Origin of the sequence: Phaeobacter gallaeciensis DSM 26640, assembly GCF_000511385.1 — a bacterium.
In the GTDB taxonomy this organism is placed as follows: domain Bacteria; phylum Pseudomonadota; class Alphaproteobacteria; order Rhodobacterales; family Rhodobacteraceae; genus Phaeobacter; species Phaeobacter gallaeciensis.
The window spans coordinates 1,308,339-1,323,557 of sequence record NC_023137.1; the positions used below are offsets into that span (position 1 = coordinate 1,308,339).

A 15,219-nucleotide genomic window follows, 5' to 3' on the forward strand; every position below is an offset into this window, starting at 1 on the left:
AGAACGCCCGGTTGCGGGTTATGGTGTTTTGTCCCTTTGGCAGGCGCGCGTGAGGCTGTCAAGCGGGCGAGGGGCCAGCCCCTCGCGCTCCCCGGGATATTTTGTGCCAGAAGATGCAAAAGCCGGATCAAAGGCCAAGATCAACGGCCAGGGTCAAAGGCCAGGATCACGGGTCGGACTTAGGGGGCGGGGACTGGCACGCCTTCGCGGATCAGGGCTGAATAGTCTGGCGTGATGCCCTGGGCCTGCGCCTTGGCGGTGATACTGCCGCGTTTGCGCAGCTCCTCGGTGCTGTAGCCTGTCGCCAGAACCCCCTGATCATGGGCGTATTCGGGCAGGTAGCCATTGGCCAGCACCCGCCAGTCCAGCGGCACGTCCTCAACGATGGTGCGGATCATCGTCATCACCACGGTGGTGCAGTTTGAGGTCAGCGAATTATACCATTGCGGCTGCGCGGCCAGCCTGTTGGCGGCCTCGACATATTGCATCAGCAGCGCGCGGGCGGTGTCCGGATCAGTGTCGATGCGAAACAGCTGCACATCCTCACTGCGGGCATTGGTGCGGGTGCCGACCACGTCGCGTTCGTCTGCGGCGATCAGCACCAGCGTATTCGTCTTGAACAGATCCGCGATGGGGGAGAAGCCACCACCAACCTGACGCCGCACCTCCACCGACCAGGCGATATGCGCGCCATCTTCAAAGCCGAAGCTGACAATCATATGTGCCATTTCTGGCCCGGCCCAATAGGACATGAACAGATCGACGCTGTTCAGCTGGCTCAGATCATAGCTGCGACTGTCCCAGCGGGGGATGAATTCGGTCGGGGTGGTCCAGTCGAAATTGCGCACATCTGTCAGCGTCAGGATATCTCCATCGCGGGTGCCGGTGACTTGCCGCGCGACATCCGGCGACCAGTTGGCCTCTGCCGGAGGTGTGAGGCTCGCCCACCACCAGATCAGCGCCGCAAGCGCGAGACAGAAGGTCGAAAGCCCCCGCAGCGCGCGGCCCCGAATAATCGCCCAGAGGGTCGCGAGACCCAGACCTGCAAAGCCGGAGGCCGCAGCAGTGCGCCAGAGGCTGTCGACGGGCAGCCGGTACCACAGCGCCATGGCCCCCCAGACGGTGGTCAGAAGGATCAGCAGACAGAGGAGGCCGAGACAGAAAAGGCGAAGGGCACGGGGCAAGGGCTGGCTCCTGATCGTGGGGCAAAGAAGAATATCGCGCGGACCCTAGGCAGGGCGGCGATGGGTCGCAAGGCTCTTACACGGGACAAAAGTTGCCAAGCCCGAAGGCGTTGCCTGACTGCATCTTTGCCGACCGGCGTCGGGCGCGCGCTGGACCGCGGTCAAACACGCCATTGCCGTGGCACCATTGCCGTGGCAGATCTGAGGTATGTGATTTGGCATAATATCAACGCGGGGGAGACTATGACCGCAACCCAATTTCTGGACACTGATACCGGTCGCCGCCTGGCCTATCATCTGACCCCCGCAAGCGGCGATGCAACGGCGCCGGTGGTGGTGTTTCTGGGCGGGCTGAAATCCGACATGGAGGGCACCAAGGCGATACATCTGGAAGCCTGGGCGCAGGCGCGGGGATTAGGCTTTCTGCGGTTTGACTATTCCGGCCACGGTGAAAGCTCCGGCACCTTTGAAGAGGGCTGCATTGGTGACTGGCATCAGGACACACTGGCAGCGGTTCAGGCGCTGACCACGGGCAAAATTATTCCCGTCGGCTCCTCCATGGGGGGCTGGCAGGCGCTCTTGCTGGCGCGGACCCTGCCGGAGCGGGTGGCGGGTCTGGTCACCATCGCCGCCGCTCCGGATTTTACCGAGGATGGCTATTGGGCCAATTTCACCGATGCCCAGAAGGCGGAGCTAGAGACGCGCGGGCAGGTCGAACTGCCCAGCGACTACATGGAGCCATATGTGATCACCAAGCGCATGATTGAGGATGGCCGCGACCATCTGGTGTTGCGCGATCCGCTTACGCTGCCGATGCCGGTGCGGTGTCTGCAGGGGACCGCCGACACCGCCGTCAGCACGGAAACCGCCCTGCGGCTGCTGGATCATGCCAGCTGCGCAGATATGCGTTTGCAACTGGTCAAAGATGCTGATCACCGGTTTTCAGATCCCGCCTGCCTAGCCCTGATCGAAACGGCTGTTGCAGAGGTTCTGGGGCTATCTGGCACTGATGGGATCAGCTAAGCTATAGGAAAGCCACGTTGCAGGTTGCAATCTAACCTGCAGCAACATCGGTAAATAGTATGAGGCCTCCCTCATCTGGGGTGCTACGAGCAGGAGAGGACGCGATGGAGCAACGCATCAGCCTTATCACCCTCGGGGTGCCGGATATGGAGCAGGCGGCGGCCTTCTACGAGGCGCTTGGCTGGCAGCGGGCGGAGAGCCCCGATGGGGTCATTGCTTTTGACCTGATCTCGCAGACCTTGGGGCTTTATCCTCTGGCGTCACTGGCTGAGGATATGGGGCTGTCGGTTGAGGAACTGGGCACCGGGGCGATGACGCTCAGCCATAACACGCGCAGTGCCGAGGAGGTCACCACCCTGATGGCCAAGGCCGAGGCGGCGGGCGCCACGCTCCTGCGCCCAGCCGGGGAGGTGTTCTGGGGAGGAACCATCGGCTATTTCCGTGCTCCCGACAGCCATATCTGGGAAATCGCGCATAACCCGTTCTCGACGCTGTCTGATGGAGGCGCGTTTCGCTGGAACGGCTACGGGACAGAGACAGAAGGATAGGCGCAGGTGGCAGATCAGCAGGGCGGAACAGGGCAGACCAACAGGGCGCGCACAGCTGAGCATGCAGCTGACCAGGGCATTGCTCCCTTGGTGATGCTGCCGGGCCTAATGGGCACGGCGGAAGTCTTCGTGCCGCAGCTGCGGGCACTCTCCGGCGTGATACCAACCATGGTGGCGCCGCTGCTGGGGGGGGATCGGATTGAGACCATCGCCGATCATCTGCTGGCACAGTTGCCAGCGCGGTTTTCGCTGGCCGGACTGTCGATGGGCGGCATCGTTGCGATGGAAATCCTGCGCCGCGCGCCGGAGCGGGTGAGCAGACTTTGCCTGATATCGACCAGCCCCTTGCCTGATACGCCGGCGCAGGCCGCCGAGTGGGAGCCGTTGATTATCGCAGCTCGCAGCGGTCGGCTGGAGGATGTTCTGCGCGGCTGTCTGCCGGTGGACTGTCTGGCGCCGTCGCCGCAGCGGCTTGATATCCTCAACGCCATTTACGAGCAAGGCTGCACCCTGGGAACGGAACTGTTCGTGGCGCAGGCGCGGGCCCTGCAGCGGCGGACTGATCAGCAGGCGGCGCTGCGTCGTTTCAAGGGGCCGGCCCTGATCCTCTGCGGTGCGCAGGACCCGTTGACGCCGCTGAAACGACATGAATTCATGGCGGCCCTGATGCCCAACGCACGCCTCTGCGTGATTGGGGAGGCAGGCCATCTGCCAACGCTGGAACAACCGGATCAGGTGACCGGTGCCATGGCTGAGTGGCTGGCGGAGGTTGCTCCGGATCAGGACGAGAGACCGGACACGTCGCGGGATATCGCAACTATCGCTGCGGGCGCGGCCCAACCGGCAGCGCCTTCACTACCGCCACTGACCCTGACAAACCCGCTAAAGATCAGCTGAATCAGTAATTCATACGGGGGTTAGCGGAGCAGGGCTGTGCGCTCTTCCTTGCTGATCACCTCTGGCTTTGACACCGGCTCACCGCTCTCTGTGTCGAAAAACGGTGTCTCCTTCCACCGGCCTGACAGCCGCGCCGAGATCATTCGGCTCAACAGCGACATGACCATCCGTGCGGCACCTTCGGTGCGGGGCTGTTTGCCCTGTTTTGGAACAAAGGCCCGCGCGCGGATCTTCCCAAGCGCATTTTTATCGGTAAATCGATCCGACCGCAGCCCGGCAAAGGGCAGTGTGGGTTTGGCCAGCGTATTGGCCATTGGTGTGCCACAGCAGCCCGCGTACCAGCGAAACAAGCCCTTGGGGCTGAGCCGCATGAGCCGCAGCAGATCCTCACCTTGATGAAATGTCAGCCCATCGGGATTGACCTGAAACAGATCAACCGGGCCGGGGGCCGGGTCAGGCTGGTTGTGATAGATCTCATTGGCGCGGCAATCGGCGCAGAAGCAGACGATGCGGGTCCCCGCCTTGCGCGCCTCTTGCGACAGCTCGCCACGGATTTTGCCGCACTCACATGCGAAACTCAGCAGATCGGCCATTCTGGGCGCTCCTTTATGTCATCGTCCGGCCGGTTCAGACCCCGGTTCAGCCGGGCCCAGCTGTTGGCGGTGCGTCAGGCGGTTGCCTTGGCACGTTTCGCGGCCGGTTTCTTTGCCTTGCGGGCATTGGCGTTCATGAATTCGATCACCAGCGGGCGGATATTGTCACGCCAGCTGCGCCCGGCAAAGATGCCATAATGTCCCGCCCCCGGTTCCACATGGCTGGCCTTCTTCGCCTCCGGCAGGCCGGTGCAAAGATCCAGCGCGGCGATGCACTGACCCGGTGCAGAAATGTCGTCATTGGCGCCTTCGACGGTTTTGACCGCCACATCGGTAATCTTGCCGATATCCACCTTGTGCCCGGCGACGACAAACTCGTTGCGCGCGATTTCGCCCCCTTTGAAGACACGTTCCACGGTCGACAGATAGAACTCCGCCGTCATGTCCATCACCGCGAGATATTCGTCATAGAACCGGTTGTGGGCGTCGTGGTCAGAGGCTTCGCCACGGCTGACGCGCTGGATCTGGTCCATGAAGGCTTTGGAGTGACGCTCGCCGTTCATCGACATAAAGGAGCTGAGCTGCAACAGGCCCGGATAGACCTTGCGGCCCACACCCTTATATTTGAAACCGACGCGTTGGATCATCGTCTCTTCCAGCTGCCCCATGGTTACCCGGCGGCCAAAGTCGGTCACATCGGTGGGGGTGGCATCGGGATCCACCGGCCCCCCGATCAGCGTTAGCGAGGAGGGCTGCGCCCCGGGGTCCTGTTCCGCCAGATAGGCGGTGGCGGCCAGTGTCAGCGGGGCCGGCTGACAGACCGCGATCACATGGGTGTCAGGTCCCAGTTCACGCATAAAATCAACGAGATATAGCGTGTAGTCTTCAATATCGAACTTACCGGCAGAGACTGGAATGTCGCGCGCATTATGCCAGTCGGTGACATATACTTCGCAGTTTTCAATCAGGCTTTTGACGGTGGAACGCAGCAGCGTTGCGTAGTGGCCTGACATCGGCGCCACCAGCAGCACCTTGCGCGGCTGTTCGGCGCGGCCCGCCACGCGGAAATGGATCAGATCGCCAAAGGGGCGTTCCACAACCGTGTCGATCTCCACCACGTGATCGCGGCCATCGGCGCAGGTCTGGGTGTAAATGCCCCAGTCAGGTTTGGTCACCATGCGCTGGAAACTGCGCTCCGTGACCTCGCCCCAGGCGGCCATCCAGCTGAGTGCCGGATTGGGGATCGCGGCAAAAGCGGGGTTCGACGCCATCGACAGGGCCGTTGCGCCAAGCCACTGGTTGGTGTTGCGCATGGTTTCCATCAGATCGTACGACATCATGTAACGCATGTTATATCTCCATTGCGTTGGCCGCTTGGATCCGATCTGAATCCACGTGCGGTTGTGTCACAACCCATCGGACGTTTCACTGCTTTGTCGTATGATGGGCGGACAGTATTCTGCATAGCAGAAAGATTACGGGGGATTTGTTAAGATGACAACAAGCGAGAGTACGGATCCGGCAGTCTCGCCGGAACATATTGAACGAATTAAAAAAAATATGGAGCGGGTTGAGCAACTTTCAAAACGCCTGATGGATGTTCTGGCTCAGAAAAAAACTCACCCCGCTTCTCTGGATGGTCCGAATCAAGAGCTGTTTGCACGCGCAGCAACGGCTTATTGGTCGGAAATGGCGAAAAACCCAGCAAAACTGCTCGAAAAACAAGTGTCGTATTGGGGGCAGGCGGTGGTGAATTTCGCCGAAGCTCAGTCGCTTTTGGCCAAATCCTTGGAAGGTGACAGCTCGGATGACGCAGCGTCTGGCTCCCCCGCCGACCGCCGCTTTGCCAATCCGATGTGGCAATCAAACCCTTATTTCCACTTTATCAAGCAGCAGTATCTGACCAATGCCGAGGCCATCCGCAACGCCGTGGCCGAGGTCGAGGATATTGACGACATCGACAAACGGCGGCTCGGCTATTTTGCCGACCAGATCGTGCAGATGATGGCGCCCACAAATTTTCTGGCGACGAACCCCGACGCGCTGGAGAAGGCCGTGGAGACCGAAGGTCAGTCGCTGATCAAGGGTCTGGAGAATCTGGTTGCGGATCTGGAGGCCAATGACGGTGAGCTGGTGGTGCGGCTGGCGGATGAGAGCGCTTTTGAAATCGGCCGCAATATCGCGACCACTCCTGGCGAAGTTGTGTTGCGCAACGAGATGATGGAGCTGATCCAGTATCGTCCCACTACGGAAACCGTGCATGAGACCCCCATCGTGCTATTCCCGCCTTGGATCAACAAATTCTACATCCTCGACCTCAAGGCGCAGAACAGCCTGATCAAATGGGTGACGGAGCAGGGCTATACGCTGTTTGTGGTGTCCTGGCTCAATCCCGGCGCGGAGCACGCCGATCTGGGGCTGGAGGACTATATCGAGAAGGGCTATCTGAGCGCGATCGAGACCGCCAAGTCGATCTGCAAGGTCAAGCAGGTCAATGCTGTCGGCTACTGTATTGCCGGCACCACTCTCAGCCTGACCCTGTCGCTGTTGAAACAGCGGGGCGATACCTCGATCAAATCGGCGACGTTTTTCACCGCGCTGACAGATTTCTCTGATCAGGGGGAGTTCACGCCCTTCCTGCAAAACGACTTCATCGATGGGATCGAGGAGGAGATAACCAACAACGGTTTGCTGCGCTCCTATATTATGGCGCGGACATTTTCCTTCTTGCGCTCCAACGATCTGGTCTACGGCCCGGCCATCCGCAGCTATATGATGGGGGAAACGCCCCCAGCCTTTGATCTGCTGTATTGGAATGGCGATGGCGCCAACCTGCCGGGACGGATGGCGATGCAGTATCTGCGCGGCCTGTGCCAGCGCAATGAATTCGTGCGCGACGGGCTTGAACTGATGGGCCACACGCTGCATGTGCGCGACGTGACCGTGCCGGTGATGGCGATCACCTGTGAGACCGATCATATCGCCCGCTGGAAAGACTGCTATCGCGGCGTGCAGCAGATGGGATCGCGCTCAAAAACATTTGTGGTGGCCCAGTCAGGCCATATCGCGGGCATTGTTAATCCGCCGACCCGCAACAAATACGGCCATTACACCAATACCGATCTGAAGGTCGATGCCGACAGCTGGCGGGAGGGCGCCACCTTCAACGAAGGGTCCTGGTGGCCACGTTGGGAAAGCTGGCTCAAGAAGCGTTCCGGCAAACAGGTCCCGGCCCGTGATCCCGGCGATTCCCAGCATCCGCCGCTGACGCCAGCGCCGGGGGACTATGTACGGGTGAAAGCCCGCCGTCAGTCAAGCGATTGATTTTAGGTCGTTCTCAAAAATATTCTGCATTGCAGCAATAAAAATCTTGAAATGCTGCGATGCAGAAACAATATTGGGGTCATGCGAAGGCGGCAGAACGATCTGGCCGCGTAACCAAGAGGAACCAGTACAATGGCTAAGACCCAAGATTTTACCGCGATGATGAAAGACATGATGGGTGCGTTTCCGGTTGACACAACCGCGATGGAAGATGCGTTCAAAACCACCGCAGCCCTGAACGAAAAACTGTCTGGTGTTGCCCTGCAGGCCGCTGAGAAATCCGCCGAGATTTCCAATGCCTGGGCCAAAGAAACCCTGACCAAGCTGAGCGACGTCTCCAAAGCACAGGCCGAGCCTGCGGATTACGCCAAAGCAGCAACCGATTTCGCTTCCGCTTCCGCTGAAGTGGCTGCCGAGAACATGGCCGCCTTCGCTGAAGTTGCGAAAAAGGTTCAGATGGACACCGTTGAGCTGCTGATGTCCGCTGGCAAGGACATGTCCGAAGAGGCATCCGCCGCTGTGAAGAAGGCCACCAACGACGTGACCTCCGCTGCGAAAAAAGCCGCCGCTAAGTAAGCGCCGCGCGCATTTGCAAAGGGGTTTTATACTCCTCCCAACGAAATCTCTTTGCACAGAAGGGGGCAGGTCATCGGACCTGCCCTTTTTCGTTTGCTCATTTCGGTTGCCCCTTCAGGGCTTGGGAGGGGGCAGCAGTCCAGTTCCGGGAGCGGGGTGGGCTGGGTATTGGATCCGAGGATCAATTGTTGCGCTATTTAGCGTAACGCTTCCCTTTTGTTCTGCGCTCGCATAGGCTTTGCTGCAATGCATCATGTCTGGGGAGAAGTGACATGTCGGATCAGGATAAACCCTTGTTGATCAAACGATATGCCAGCCGACGGCTCTATAACACACAGACCAGCGACTACGTGACGCTGGAGGATATCGCCGGCTTCATCCGCGAGGGGCGTGAGGTTCAGATTGTCGACCTCAAGACCGGTGACGACCTGACACGCCAGTATCTCCTGCAGATCATTGCCGAACACGAAAGCCGGGGCGAAAACATCCTGCCGGTGAATGTGCTCAACGATTTGGTGCGCAGCTATATGGTGCCTGGTGGCGGTGTGATGCCGCAATTCCTGCAAAGCTCCTTTGAGATGCTGCGCGAGAACCAGAGCAAGATGGTTGAGAATATGAATGCGATGAACCCGATGGCGCAGATGCCGGGGTTTGAGGCGATCAAGGCGCAGCAGGAAGCCTTTCTGAAGGCGATGGCCGGTGGATTCTCCGGCGGCTGGCCTGCGGCGGGCACATCATCCGGCGATGCAGAGAGTGCTGAGGACGGCGACGGGCTGGATGATATCAAGCGCCAGCTGGCCGAGTTGCAGGACAAACTGTCCAAGCTGAAGTGATCCGACGCACACCCTGCGCACCTTCCTGCGACCAAAGTCGCAAGGGTGCGCGCGTGTTTTTGATCCCGTTGGCTGCGCTCCGGCGCTAGACTAAACCCGTCAGGTCACGGCCCGTTCGGTCTATCGTCGGCTTTGCCCGTCCTGTCTGCGGTGGGCCTTGTCCGGTCATTGACCACCACGCGGCGATCGCCCCAACCCAGAGGTTTCAGATGCCAGCACCCGAATTGCAGCGCTTTGATAACGTCCCCGAAACGGCGCTCGACTGGCACCAGGCGGGGAAGGAAGCCGGCAAGGGCGCGGCACTGGCCACGGTGGTGGAGACATGGGGGTCTGCCCCACGCCGGACTGGGTCCCAACTGGCGGTGGCCAGCGATGGCCGGATTGAAGGCTCCGTTTCAGGCGGCTGTGTCGAAGGCGCGGTAATCCTTGCGGCGCAGGAGGCGATTGCCTCAGGCCGTCATCAGGTCCTTGAATTTGGCGTCAGCGACGAAGATGCCTTTGCCGTCGGATTGGCCTGTGGCGGTACCATCCGCATTCTGGTTGAACCCATCGGTGGTACGCTGGCTGAGGACACATTGGCGGCTCTGGTTGCCGCTCGCGCCGAGCGACGCGCGGTGTCTTATGTGGTAGACCTCGACAGTGGCGCGGGGCATCTGGATGTGGATGGTCATACCGACCGCAAGCGTCTGGACAAATCGGGGGTTGAGGCGGACGGTAAGACCTTTGTTGCGGTCCATAATCCGCCCCTACGGCTGATCGTGGTGGGCGCGGTGCATATCGCGCAGGCGCTGGTACCGATGGCGCGCATTGCGGGTTATGACCCCGTGATTATCGACCCGCGTGCGGCCTTTGCCTCCGCTGAACGCTTCCCGGGGGAGACCTTGGTGGAGGATTGGCCGGACGAGGCGATCGCTGCCCTCGGCCTTGATGGCCGCACCGCCGTTGTACTGCTCACCCATGACCCGAAAATCGACGACCCGGCACTGGAGGCCGCCTTGCGTTCTGAGTGCTTTTACATCGGGGCGCTGGGATCAACCCGCACCCACGCCAAACGGATCACCCGCATGCAGGAGGCCGGCTTCACTGAGGACACCCTTCAGCGCATCCATGGCCCCATCGGGCTTGATATCGGTGCGGCTGGGCCAGCTGAAATCGCGGTCTCCATCATTGCCGAGATGACGGCTGTGCTGCGCGGACGCAGGTCATGATATTCGGTGAATTGCCCCTGAATGAGGCGTCGGGCTGCTATTTGGCGCATTCCCTGCAGGGCGCGGAGCATCGTATCGCCAAGGGCACCAGATTGGCGGCGCAGGATCTGGCCGATCTTGCCGCCGCTGGGCATCGTCAGTTGACCGTGGCGCAGTTGGAACCCGGTGATATCCACGAGGACCGCGCTGCGGAGATGATTGCCGCGGCGCTGCTGCCCGACCCGGAGGCGTTGGGTCTGCGGATTTCCGGTGCCGGGGCAGGGCGGGTCAATCTGCATGCGCTTGGTCCGGGTCTGATCCGGGTTGATGCCGAGCGGATCAACGCGCTGAATGCGATTGATCCGATGATCACGCTGGCGACTGTACCCGATTATCACCGTGCAGATGCGGGCGGCATGGTGGCCACGGCCAAGATCATCTCCTATGCGGTGGAGGAGGCAGCGCTTGCAGCCGCCACCCGTGATGTGGCCGGGGCGATCCGTCTGATCCCGCCGCAGTTGCGCCGCGCCACTTTGATCGAAACCCGCACCAGCGCGGAGACCCCGCCAGACAAGGGGCGCGCCGCGATGATCGGTCGTCTCGACCGTTTTGAGACGGCGATGGCCCCCCGGCAGGTGGTGCCGCACCGCGAGGCAGAGTTGACGGCGGCTTTGCAAGCGGTTGGTGCAGACAGTGATCTGATCCTGATCCTCACGGGGTCGGCCACCTCCGACCCGCTGGATGTGGCGCCCGCCTCAGTGCGTGCTGCAGGCGGAGAGGTCACGCGCTTTGGCATGCCGGTGGATCCGGGCAACCTGCTGTTTCTGGGCCATCTGGCGGGGCGTCCAGTGCTGGGCTTGCCGGGCTGTGCGCGCTCGCCTGCTCTGAACGGGGCGGATTGGGTGCTGGAACGGCTGGTCTGCGGGCTCACGGTGAGTAGCGTTGATATCGCCACTATGGGTGTTGGCGGCCTGCTGAAAGAAATCCCCACACGCCCCCGCCCACGTCGCAGCGATGCCTGAGGGGGGCTTGGCAGTGCCCCGAGATTTTTAGGTGTGATACAGAGATTAGTGCTTCGCGCCAGCAACCCACCCGTGCTTAACTTCTACCAGCGAGTTTATGCGAGCCAAGGGAGGAGTTGATGGTGAAAGTCACAATGACCGTAAATGGTCGGACTGCCAGCGGAGAGGTCGAAGGGCGCACGCTGCTGTCCGGCTTCCTGCGCGAGGAACTGGGCCTGACCGGCACCCATGTCGGTTGCGACACCAGCCAATGCGGCGCCTGTGTCGTCCATGTCGATGGCAAAGCGGTGAAAGCCTGCACTATGCTGGCAGCCGAAGCCGAGGGCGCAGATGTTGCCACCATCGAAGGGCAGGCCGCCCCGGATGGCACGCTCAACGCCATTCAGCAGGCCTTTCAGGATCACCACGGGCTGCAATGCGGCTTCTGCACACCGGGTATGGTGATGTCTGCGGCGGCGCTGCTGAAGGACAATCCAAAGCCCAGCGAGCAGGAAATCCGCGAATACCTTGAGGGCAATCTCTGCCGCTGCACCGGCTACCACAATATCGTGAAGGCGATCATGGCGGCCTCGGGTCAGGACGTGTCCGCCGTCGCGGCGGAATAACACCAGCACCTGCATATCCTGCCCCAAAGGGAGGCCGCAGACCTGTGGCCGGGAAGGCGGGCGGGCACGGTGGTCGCACAGGCTGCCCAGTTCAGAACCAAAGCATGACCAAGAGGTCTGCCTCGCGCAGACCGTCCAGGGAGGAGATTTGGACAATGCCAAAGGATACCGGCATCGGCGCCAGCCCAAAACGGCGCGAAGACGTAAGGTTCCTGACCGGAACCGGCAATTATACAGATGACATCAACCTCAATGGTCAGGCCTATGTGCATTTCCTGCGCTCGGATGTGGCCCATGGCCGGCTGACCTCAGTGGACACCGCTGATGCTGCGGCCATGCCCGGCGTGGTGCGGATCTTTACTGGCGCGGATTTCGATGGCGTTGGCGGGCTGCCCTGTGGCTGGCAGGTGACCGACCGTCATGGTGAGGTGATGCAGGAGCCGGCTCACCCGGTTTTGGCCCAGGGGAAAGTGCGCCATGTGGGCGACCCCATTGCTGCCGTTGTGGCGGAGACACCGGAACAGGCCCGCGACGCCGCGGAGGCCATCGGAGTTGAGATTGAGGACCTACCCGCCGTCATCAATATGAAAGAGGCGGTCAAGGATGGCGCCACAAAGGTGCATGATGATCTGACCTCAAACCTTTGTTATGACTGGGGTTTTGTTGAAGAAAACCGCGACGCGGTGGACAAGGCCATCAAAGAGGCAGCCCATGTCACCACGCTGGAACTGGTCAACAACCGTCTGGTCGCAAACCCGATGGAGCCGCGCGTGGCGGTGGGGGATTTCAACCGCGCCACTGGCGACAGCACGCTTTATACCACCTCGCAGAACCCGCATGTGATCCGTCTGTTGATGGGCGCCTTTGTGCTGGGCATCCCCGAGCACAAACTGCGCGTTGTGGCCCCGGATGTTGGCGGCGGTTTTGGCTCCAAGATCTTCCACTACGCCGAAGAGGCCTTCTGCACCTTTGCCGCCAAGGCCCTCAATCGCGCGGTGAAATGGACATCGTCTCGGTCGGAGGCGTTTATGTCGGACGCCCATGGCCGCGATCATGTGACCAAGATCGAACTGGCACTGGACGCAGATAACAATTTCACGGCGTTGCGCACGGAAACTTACGCCAATATGGGCGCGTATCTCTCGACCTTTGCGCCCTCGGTTCCGACCTGGCTGCATGGCACGCTGATGGCCGGCAACTACAAAACGCCACTGATCTATGTGAATGTGAAAGCGGTGTTCACCAATACCGTTGCAGTTGACGCCTATCGCGGTGCGGGGCGGCCCGAAGCGACGTTCCAGCTGGAGCGGGTCATTGACAAAGCCGCGCGGGAGCTGGGTGTGGATCCGATTGCGCTGCGCCGCCAGAACTTCATCACCGAATTCCCCTATGCCACGCCGGTTGCGGTGGAATATGACACCGGTGACTATGTGGCGACCATGGATAAGCTGGAAGAGATTGCCGATCTCAGCGGCTTTGCCGCGCGCCGTGCCGCCAGCGAGGCCAAGGGCAGGCTGCGCGGTCTTGGCGTCAACTGCTACATTGAGGCCTGCGGCATTGCGCCGTCGAACCTTGTGGGGCAACTCGGGGCTCGTGCGGGTCTTTATGAAAGTGCGACGGTGCGGGTGAATGCCACGGGCGGCATTGTGGTCATGACCGGCAGCCACAGCCACGGGCAGGGACATGAGACGTCCTTCCCACAGGTGATCGCCGATATGATCGGCATCCCGGAGGATATGGTCGAAATCGAACATGGCGATACCGACAAGGCACCAATGGGCATGGGCACGTATGGCTCACGTTCGCTGGCGGTGGGCGGCTCTGCCATGGTGCGCGCCACCGAGAAGATCATCGCCAAGGCCAAGAAGATCGCTGCCCATATCCTGGAGGCCTCGGATGCCGATATCGAGCTGAAGGATGGCCAGTTCACCGTCGCAGGCACCGATAAGTCGCTGGCTTGGGGCGATGTGACCCTGGCGGCCTATGTGCCGCATAATTACCCGCTGGAGGATATCGAACCGGGGCTGGAGGAGACCGCGTTTTATGACCCGGCGAATTTCACCTACCCGTCAGGCGCCTATGCCTGCGAGGTGGAGGTGGACCCCGACACCGGCAAGGTCACCATCGAGAGCTTTGCCGCGGCGGATGACTTTGGCAATATCGTCAATCCGATGATTGTCGACGGCCAGGTTCATGGCGGCATCGGGCAGGGCATCGGTCAGGCGCTCCTGGAGGGCTGTGTCTATGACGAGGACGGACAGCTGCTGTCGGCGTCCTTCATGGATTACGCCATGCCGCGCGCCGATGATCTGCCGTTCTACACCGTCGATCATTCCTGCCAGACGCCCTGCACGCATAACCCATTGGGCGTGAAGGGCTGCGGCGAGGCAGGCGCCATCGGCACCCCGCCTGCGGTGGTCAATGCGGTGGTGGATGCGCTGCAATCAGCGGGCAAGGATGTCACCCATATCGATATGCCCCTGAGCCCCGCACGGGTCTGGGCAGCGATGAATGGCTAAGAGCGAATAGACAAGGGCTCATGGGGGCGCTGCCTCCATACCCCCGGAGTATTTTCGGAAAGATGACTGCCGGCCAGCCGGTTTTCGGAAAGGATACGACATGTATGAATTCGAGTTCGAGAAGCCCTCGACCATCGCCGATGCGGTTAAAGCATTGGGCGAAGAGGACGCCCAAGCGCTTGGTGGGGGGCAGACCCTGATCCCGACGTTGAAGCAGCGCCTGGCGATGCCCAGCACATTGGTGAGCCTCAGCGGTATTGCAGAAATGCGCGGCGTCTGCCCGGATGGCGACGGGCTGGCCATCGGCGGCGCCACCACCCACGGCGAGGTCGAAGCCGCCACTGCTGACAGCTACCCCGCCTTGTCGGCGCTGGCGGGGCAGATCGGTGACCCGGCGGTGCGCAACCGGGGCACCATTGGCGGTTCGCTGGCCAATAACGACCCGTCGGCCTGCTACCCGGCGGCGGCATTGGCCAGCGGCGCCACCATTGTGACCAACGCCCGCGAAATTACGGCGGATGACTATTTTCAGGGGTTGTTCACCACCGCGCTGGAGGAGGGGGAGATCATCACCAATATCCGACTGCCAGTGCCACAGGCCGCCCATTATGAGAAATTTGTGCAGCCGGCCTCGCGCTTTGCCCTTGTGGGGGTGTTTGTCGCGCGCTTTGCTGATGGTGTGCGTGTTGCGGTCACTGGCGCCTCTGAGGAGGGGGTGTTCCGCTGGAGCGACGCAGAGGCGGCGCTATCGGCGAATTTCTCGCCCGATGCGATTGATGGGCTGAGTGTGGATCCGGACGGGATGATCGGCGATCTGCATGGCAGCAAGGCCTACCGCGCACATCTGGTTGGGGTGATTACAAAACGGGCGGTGGCTGCTGCGGCATAAGCCCGCCATTCTGGAATAA

At 61.1% G+C, this 15,219-nt stretch carries 14 protein-coding genes; 11 read left to right on the forward strand and 3 right to left on the reverse strand.

What is annotated here, in order from left to right; all coding sequences use genetic code 11:
* Positions 1-179: 179 nt before the first annotated feature.
* Entirely contained in the window at positions 180-1,184 is a 1,005-nt protein-coding gene (locus tag GAL_RS06355; protein ID WP_024096761.1) for an Lnb N-terminal periplasmic domain-containing protein, read from the reverse strand.
* A gap of 243 nt (positions 1,185-1,427) precedes the next feature.
* Here GAL_RS06355 and GAL_RS06360 point away from each other — a divergent pair, with 243 nt between their 5' ends.
* From GAL_RS06360 to GAL_RS06370, 3 genes are all read left to right on the forward strand, one after another.
* Complete coding sequence (locus tag GAL_RS06360) at positions 1,428-2,207, forward strand: alpha/beta hydrolase (RefSeq protein ID WP_024096762.1); 780 nt, start codon at positions 1,428-1,430, stop codon at positions 2,205-2,207.
* A 104-nt stretch (positions 2,208-2,311) separates the two neighbouring features.
* Positions 2,312-2,755, forward strand: a complete 444-nt coding sequence (locus GAL_RS06365) for a VOC family protein (protein ID WP_024096763.1) — start codon at positions 2,312-2,314, stop codon at positions 2,753-2,755.
* 6 nt (positions 2,756-2,761) lie between these two features.
* Positions 2,762-3,652, forward strand: a complete 891-nt coding sequence (locus GAL_RS06370) for an alpha/beta fold hydrolase (protein WP_024096764.1) — start codon at positions 2,762-2,764, stop codon at positions 3,650-3,652.
* A gap of 20 nt (positions 3,653-3,672) precedes the next feature.
* Here GAL_RS06370 and GAL_RS06375 read toward each other — a convergent pair whose 3' ends face one another.
* Together GAL_RS06375 and phaZ are read right to left on the reverse strand one after the other, a co-directional pair.
* A complete protein-coding gene (locus tag GAL_RS06375; RefSeq protein ID WP_024096765.1) occupies positions 3,673-4,245 on the reverse strand; it encodes a DUF6151 family protein in 573 nt (190 codons plus the stop codon).
* A 74-nt stretch (positions 4,246-4,319) separates the two neighbouring features.
* Complete coding sequence (gene phaZ / locus GAL_RS06380) at positions 4,320-5,594, reverse strand: polyhydroxyalkanoate depolymerase (protein ID WP_024096766.1); 1,275 nt, start codon at positions 5,592-5,594, stop codon at positions 4,320-4,322.
* A gap of 145 nt (positions 5,595-5,739) precedes the next feature.
* Between phaZ and phaC the strand changes: the two genes are divergently transcribed.
* The 8 genes from phaC (at position 5,740) to GAL_RS06420 (ending at position 15,200) form a co-directional block, all read left to right on the forward strand.
* Positions 5,740-7,569, forward strand: a complete 1,830-nt coding sequence (phaC, locus tag GAL_RS06385; protein WP_024096767.1) for a class I poly(R)-hydroxyalkanoic acid synthase — start codon at positions 5,740-5,742, stop codon at positions 7,567-7,569.
* Between the two features lie 132 nt (positions 7,570-7,701).
* Positions 7,702-8,145: a hypothetical protein gene (locus GAL_RS06390; protein ID WP_024096768.1), complete on the forward strand. Its 444-nt coding sequence runs from the start codon at positions 7,702-7,704 to the stop codon at positions 8,143-8,145.
* 272 nt (positions 8,146-8,417) lie between these two features.
* Positions 8,418-8,978 (forward strand): polyhydroxyalkanoate synthesis repressor PhaR, encoded by a 561-nt coding sequence (phaR, locus tag GAL_RS06395; RefSeq protein WP_024096769.1) that lies wholly within the window; start codon positions 8,418-8,420, stop codon positions 8,976-8,978.
* Positions 8,979-9,187: 209 nt separating this feature from the next.
* Positions 9,188-10,186, forward strand: coding sequence for an XdhC family protein (locus GAL_RS06400; RefSeq protein WP_024096770.1), 999 nt, complete (start codon positions 9,188-9,190; stop codon positions 10,184-10,186).
* Entirely contained in the window at positions 10,183-11,187 is a 1,005-nt protein-coding gene (locus GAL_RS06405; protein ID WP_024096771.1) for a molybdopterin-binding protein, read from the forward strand. Before GAL_RS06400 ends, GAL_RS06405 begins: the two co-directional genes overlap by 4 nt.
* 119 nt (positions 11,188-11,306) lie before the next feature.
* On the forward strand, positions 11,307-11,792 hold the full coding sequence (locus GAL_RS06410) for a (2Fe-2S)-binding protein (protein WP_024096772.1): 486 nt from the start codon (positions 11,307-11,309) through the stop codon (positions 11,790-11,792).
* A gap of 155 nt (positions 11,793-11,947) precedes the next feature.
* Positions 11,948-14,311 carry a xanthine dehydrogenase family protein molybdopterin-binding subunit gene (locus GAL_RS06415; protein WP_024096773.1) on the forward strand — a complete coding sequence of 788 codons (2,364 nt, stop codon included), beginning with the start codon at positions 11,948-11,950 and terminating at the stop codon, positions 14,309-14,311.
* Positions 14,312-14,411: 100 nt separating this feature from the next.
* Positions 14,412-15,200 carry an FAD binding domain-containing protein gene (locus GAL_RS06420; RefSeq protein ID WP_024096774.1) on the forward strand — a complete coding sequence of 263 codons (789 nt, stop codon included), beginning with the start codon at positions 14,412-14,414 and terminating at the stop codon, positions 15,198-15,200.
* The last annotated feature ends 19 nt before the right edge of the window (positions 15,201-15,219 follow it).

What these genes read in the sequence shown, in the direction of transcription:
- GAL_RS06360 (WP_024096762.1), top strand. Translation starts at nt 1,428, where the DNA reads ATGACCGCAACCCAATTTCTGGACACTGATACCGGTCGCCGCCTGGCC.
- GAL_RS06365 (WP_024096763.1), top strand. Translation starts at nt 2,312, where the DNA reads ATGGAGCAACGCATCAGCCTTATCACCCTCGGGGTGCCGGATATGGAG.
- GAL_RS06375 (WP_024096765.1), bottom strand. Translation starts at nt 4,245, where the DNA reads ATGGCCGATCTGCTGAGTTTCGCATGTGAGTGCGGCAAAATCCGTGGC.
- phaZ (WP_024096766.1), bottom strand. Translation starts at nt 5,594, where the DNA reads ATGCGTTACATGATGTCGTACGATCTGATGGAAACCATGCGCAACACC.
- phaC (WP_024096767.1), top strand. Translation starts at nt 5,740, where the DNA reads ATGACAACAAGCGAGAGTACGGATCCGGCAGTCTCGCCGGAACATATT.
- GAL_RS06390 (WP_024096768.1), top strand. Translation starts at nt 7,702, where the DNA reads ATGGCTAAGACCCAAGATTTTACCGCGATGATGAAAGACATGATGGGT.
- phaR (WP_024096769.1), top strand. Translation starts at nt 8,418, where the DNA reads ATGTCGGATCAGGATAAACCCTTGTTGATCAAACGATATGCCAGCCGA.
- GAL_RS06400 (WP_024096770.1), top strand. Translation starts at nt 9,188, where the DNA reads ATGCCAGCACCCGAATTGCAGCGCTTTGATAACGTCCCCGAAACGGCG.
- GAL_RS06405 (WP_024096771.1), top strand. Translation starts at nt 10,183, where the DNA reads ATGATATTCGGTGAATTGCCCCTGAATGAGGCGTCGGGCTGCTATTTG.
- GAL_RS06410 (WP_024096772.1), top strand. Translation starts at nt 11,307, where the DNA reads ATGGTGAAAGTCACAATGACCGTAAATGGTCGGACTGCCAGCGGAGAG.
- GAL_RS06415 (WP_024096773.1), top strand. Translation starts at nt 11,948, where the DNA reads ATGCCAAAGGATACCGGCATCGGCGCCAGCCCAAAACGGCGCGAAGAC.
- GAL_RS06420 (WP_024096774.1), top strand. Translation starts at nt 14,412, where the DNA reads ATGTATGAATTCGAGTTCGAGAAGCCCTCGACCATCGCCGATGCGGTT.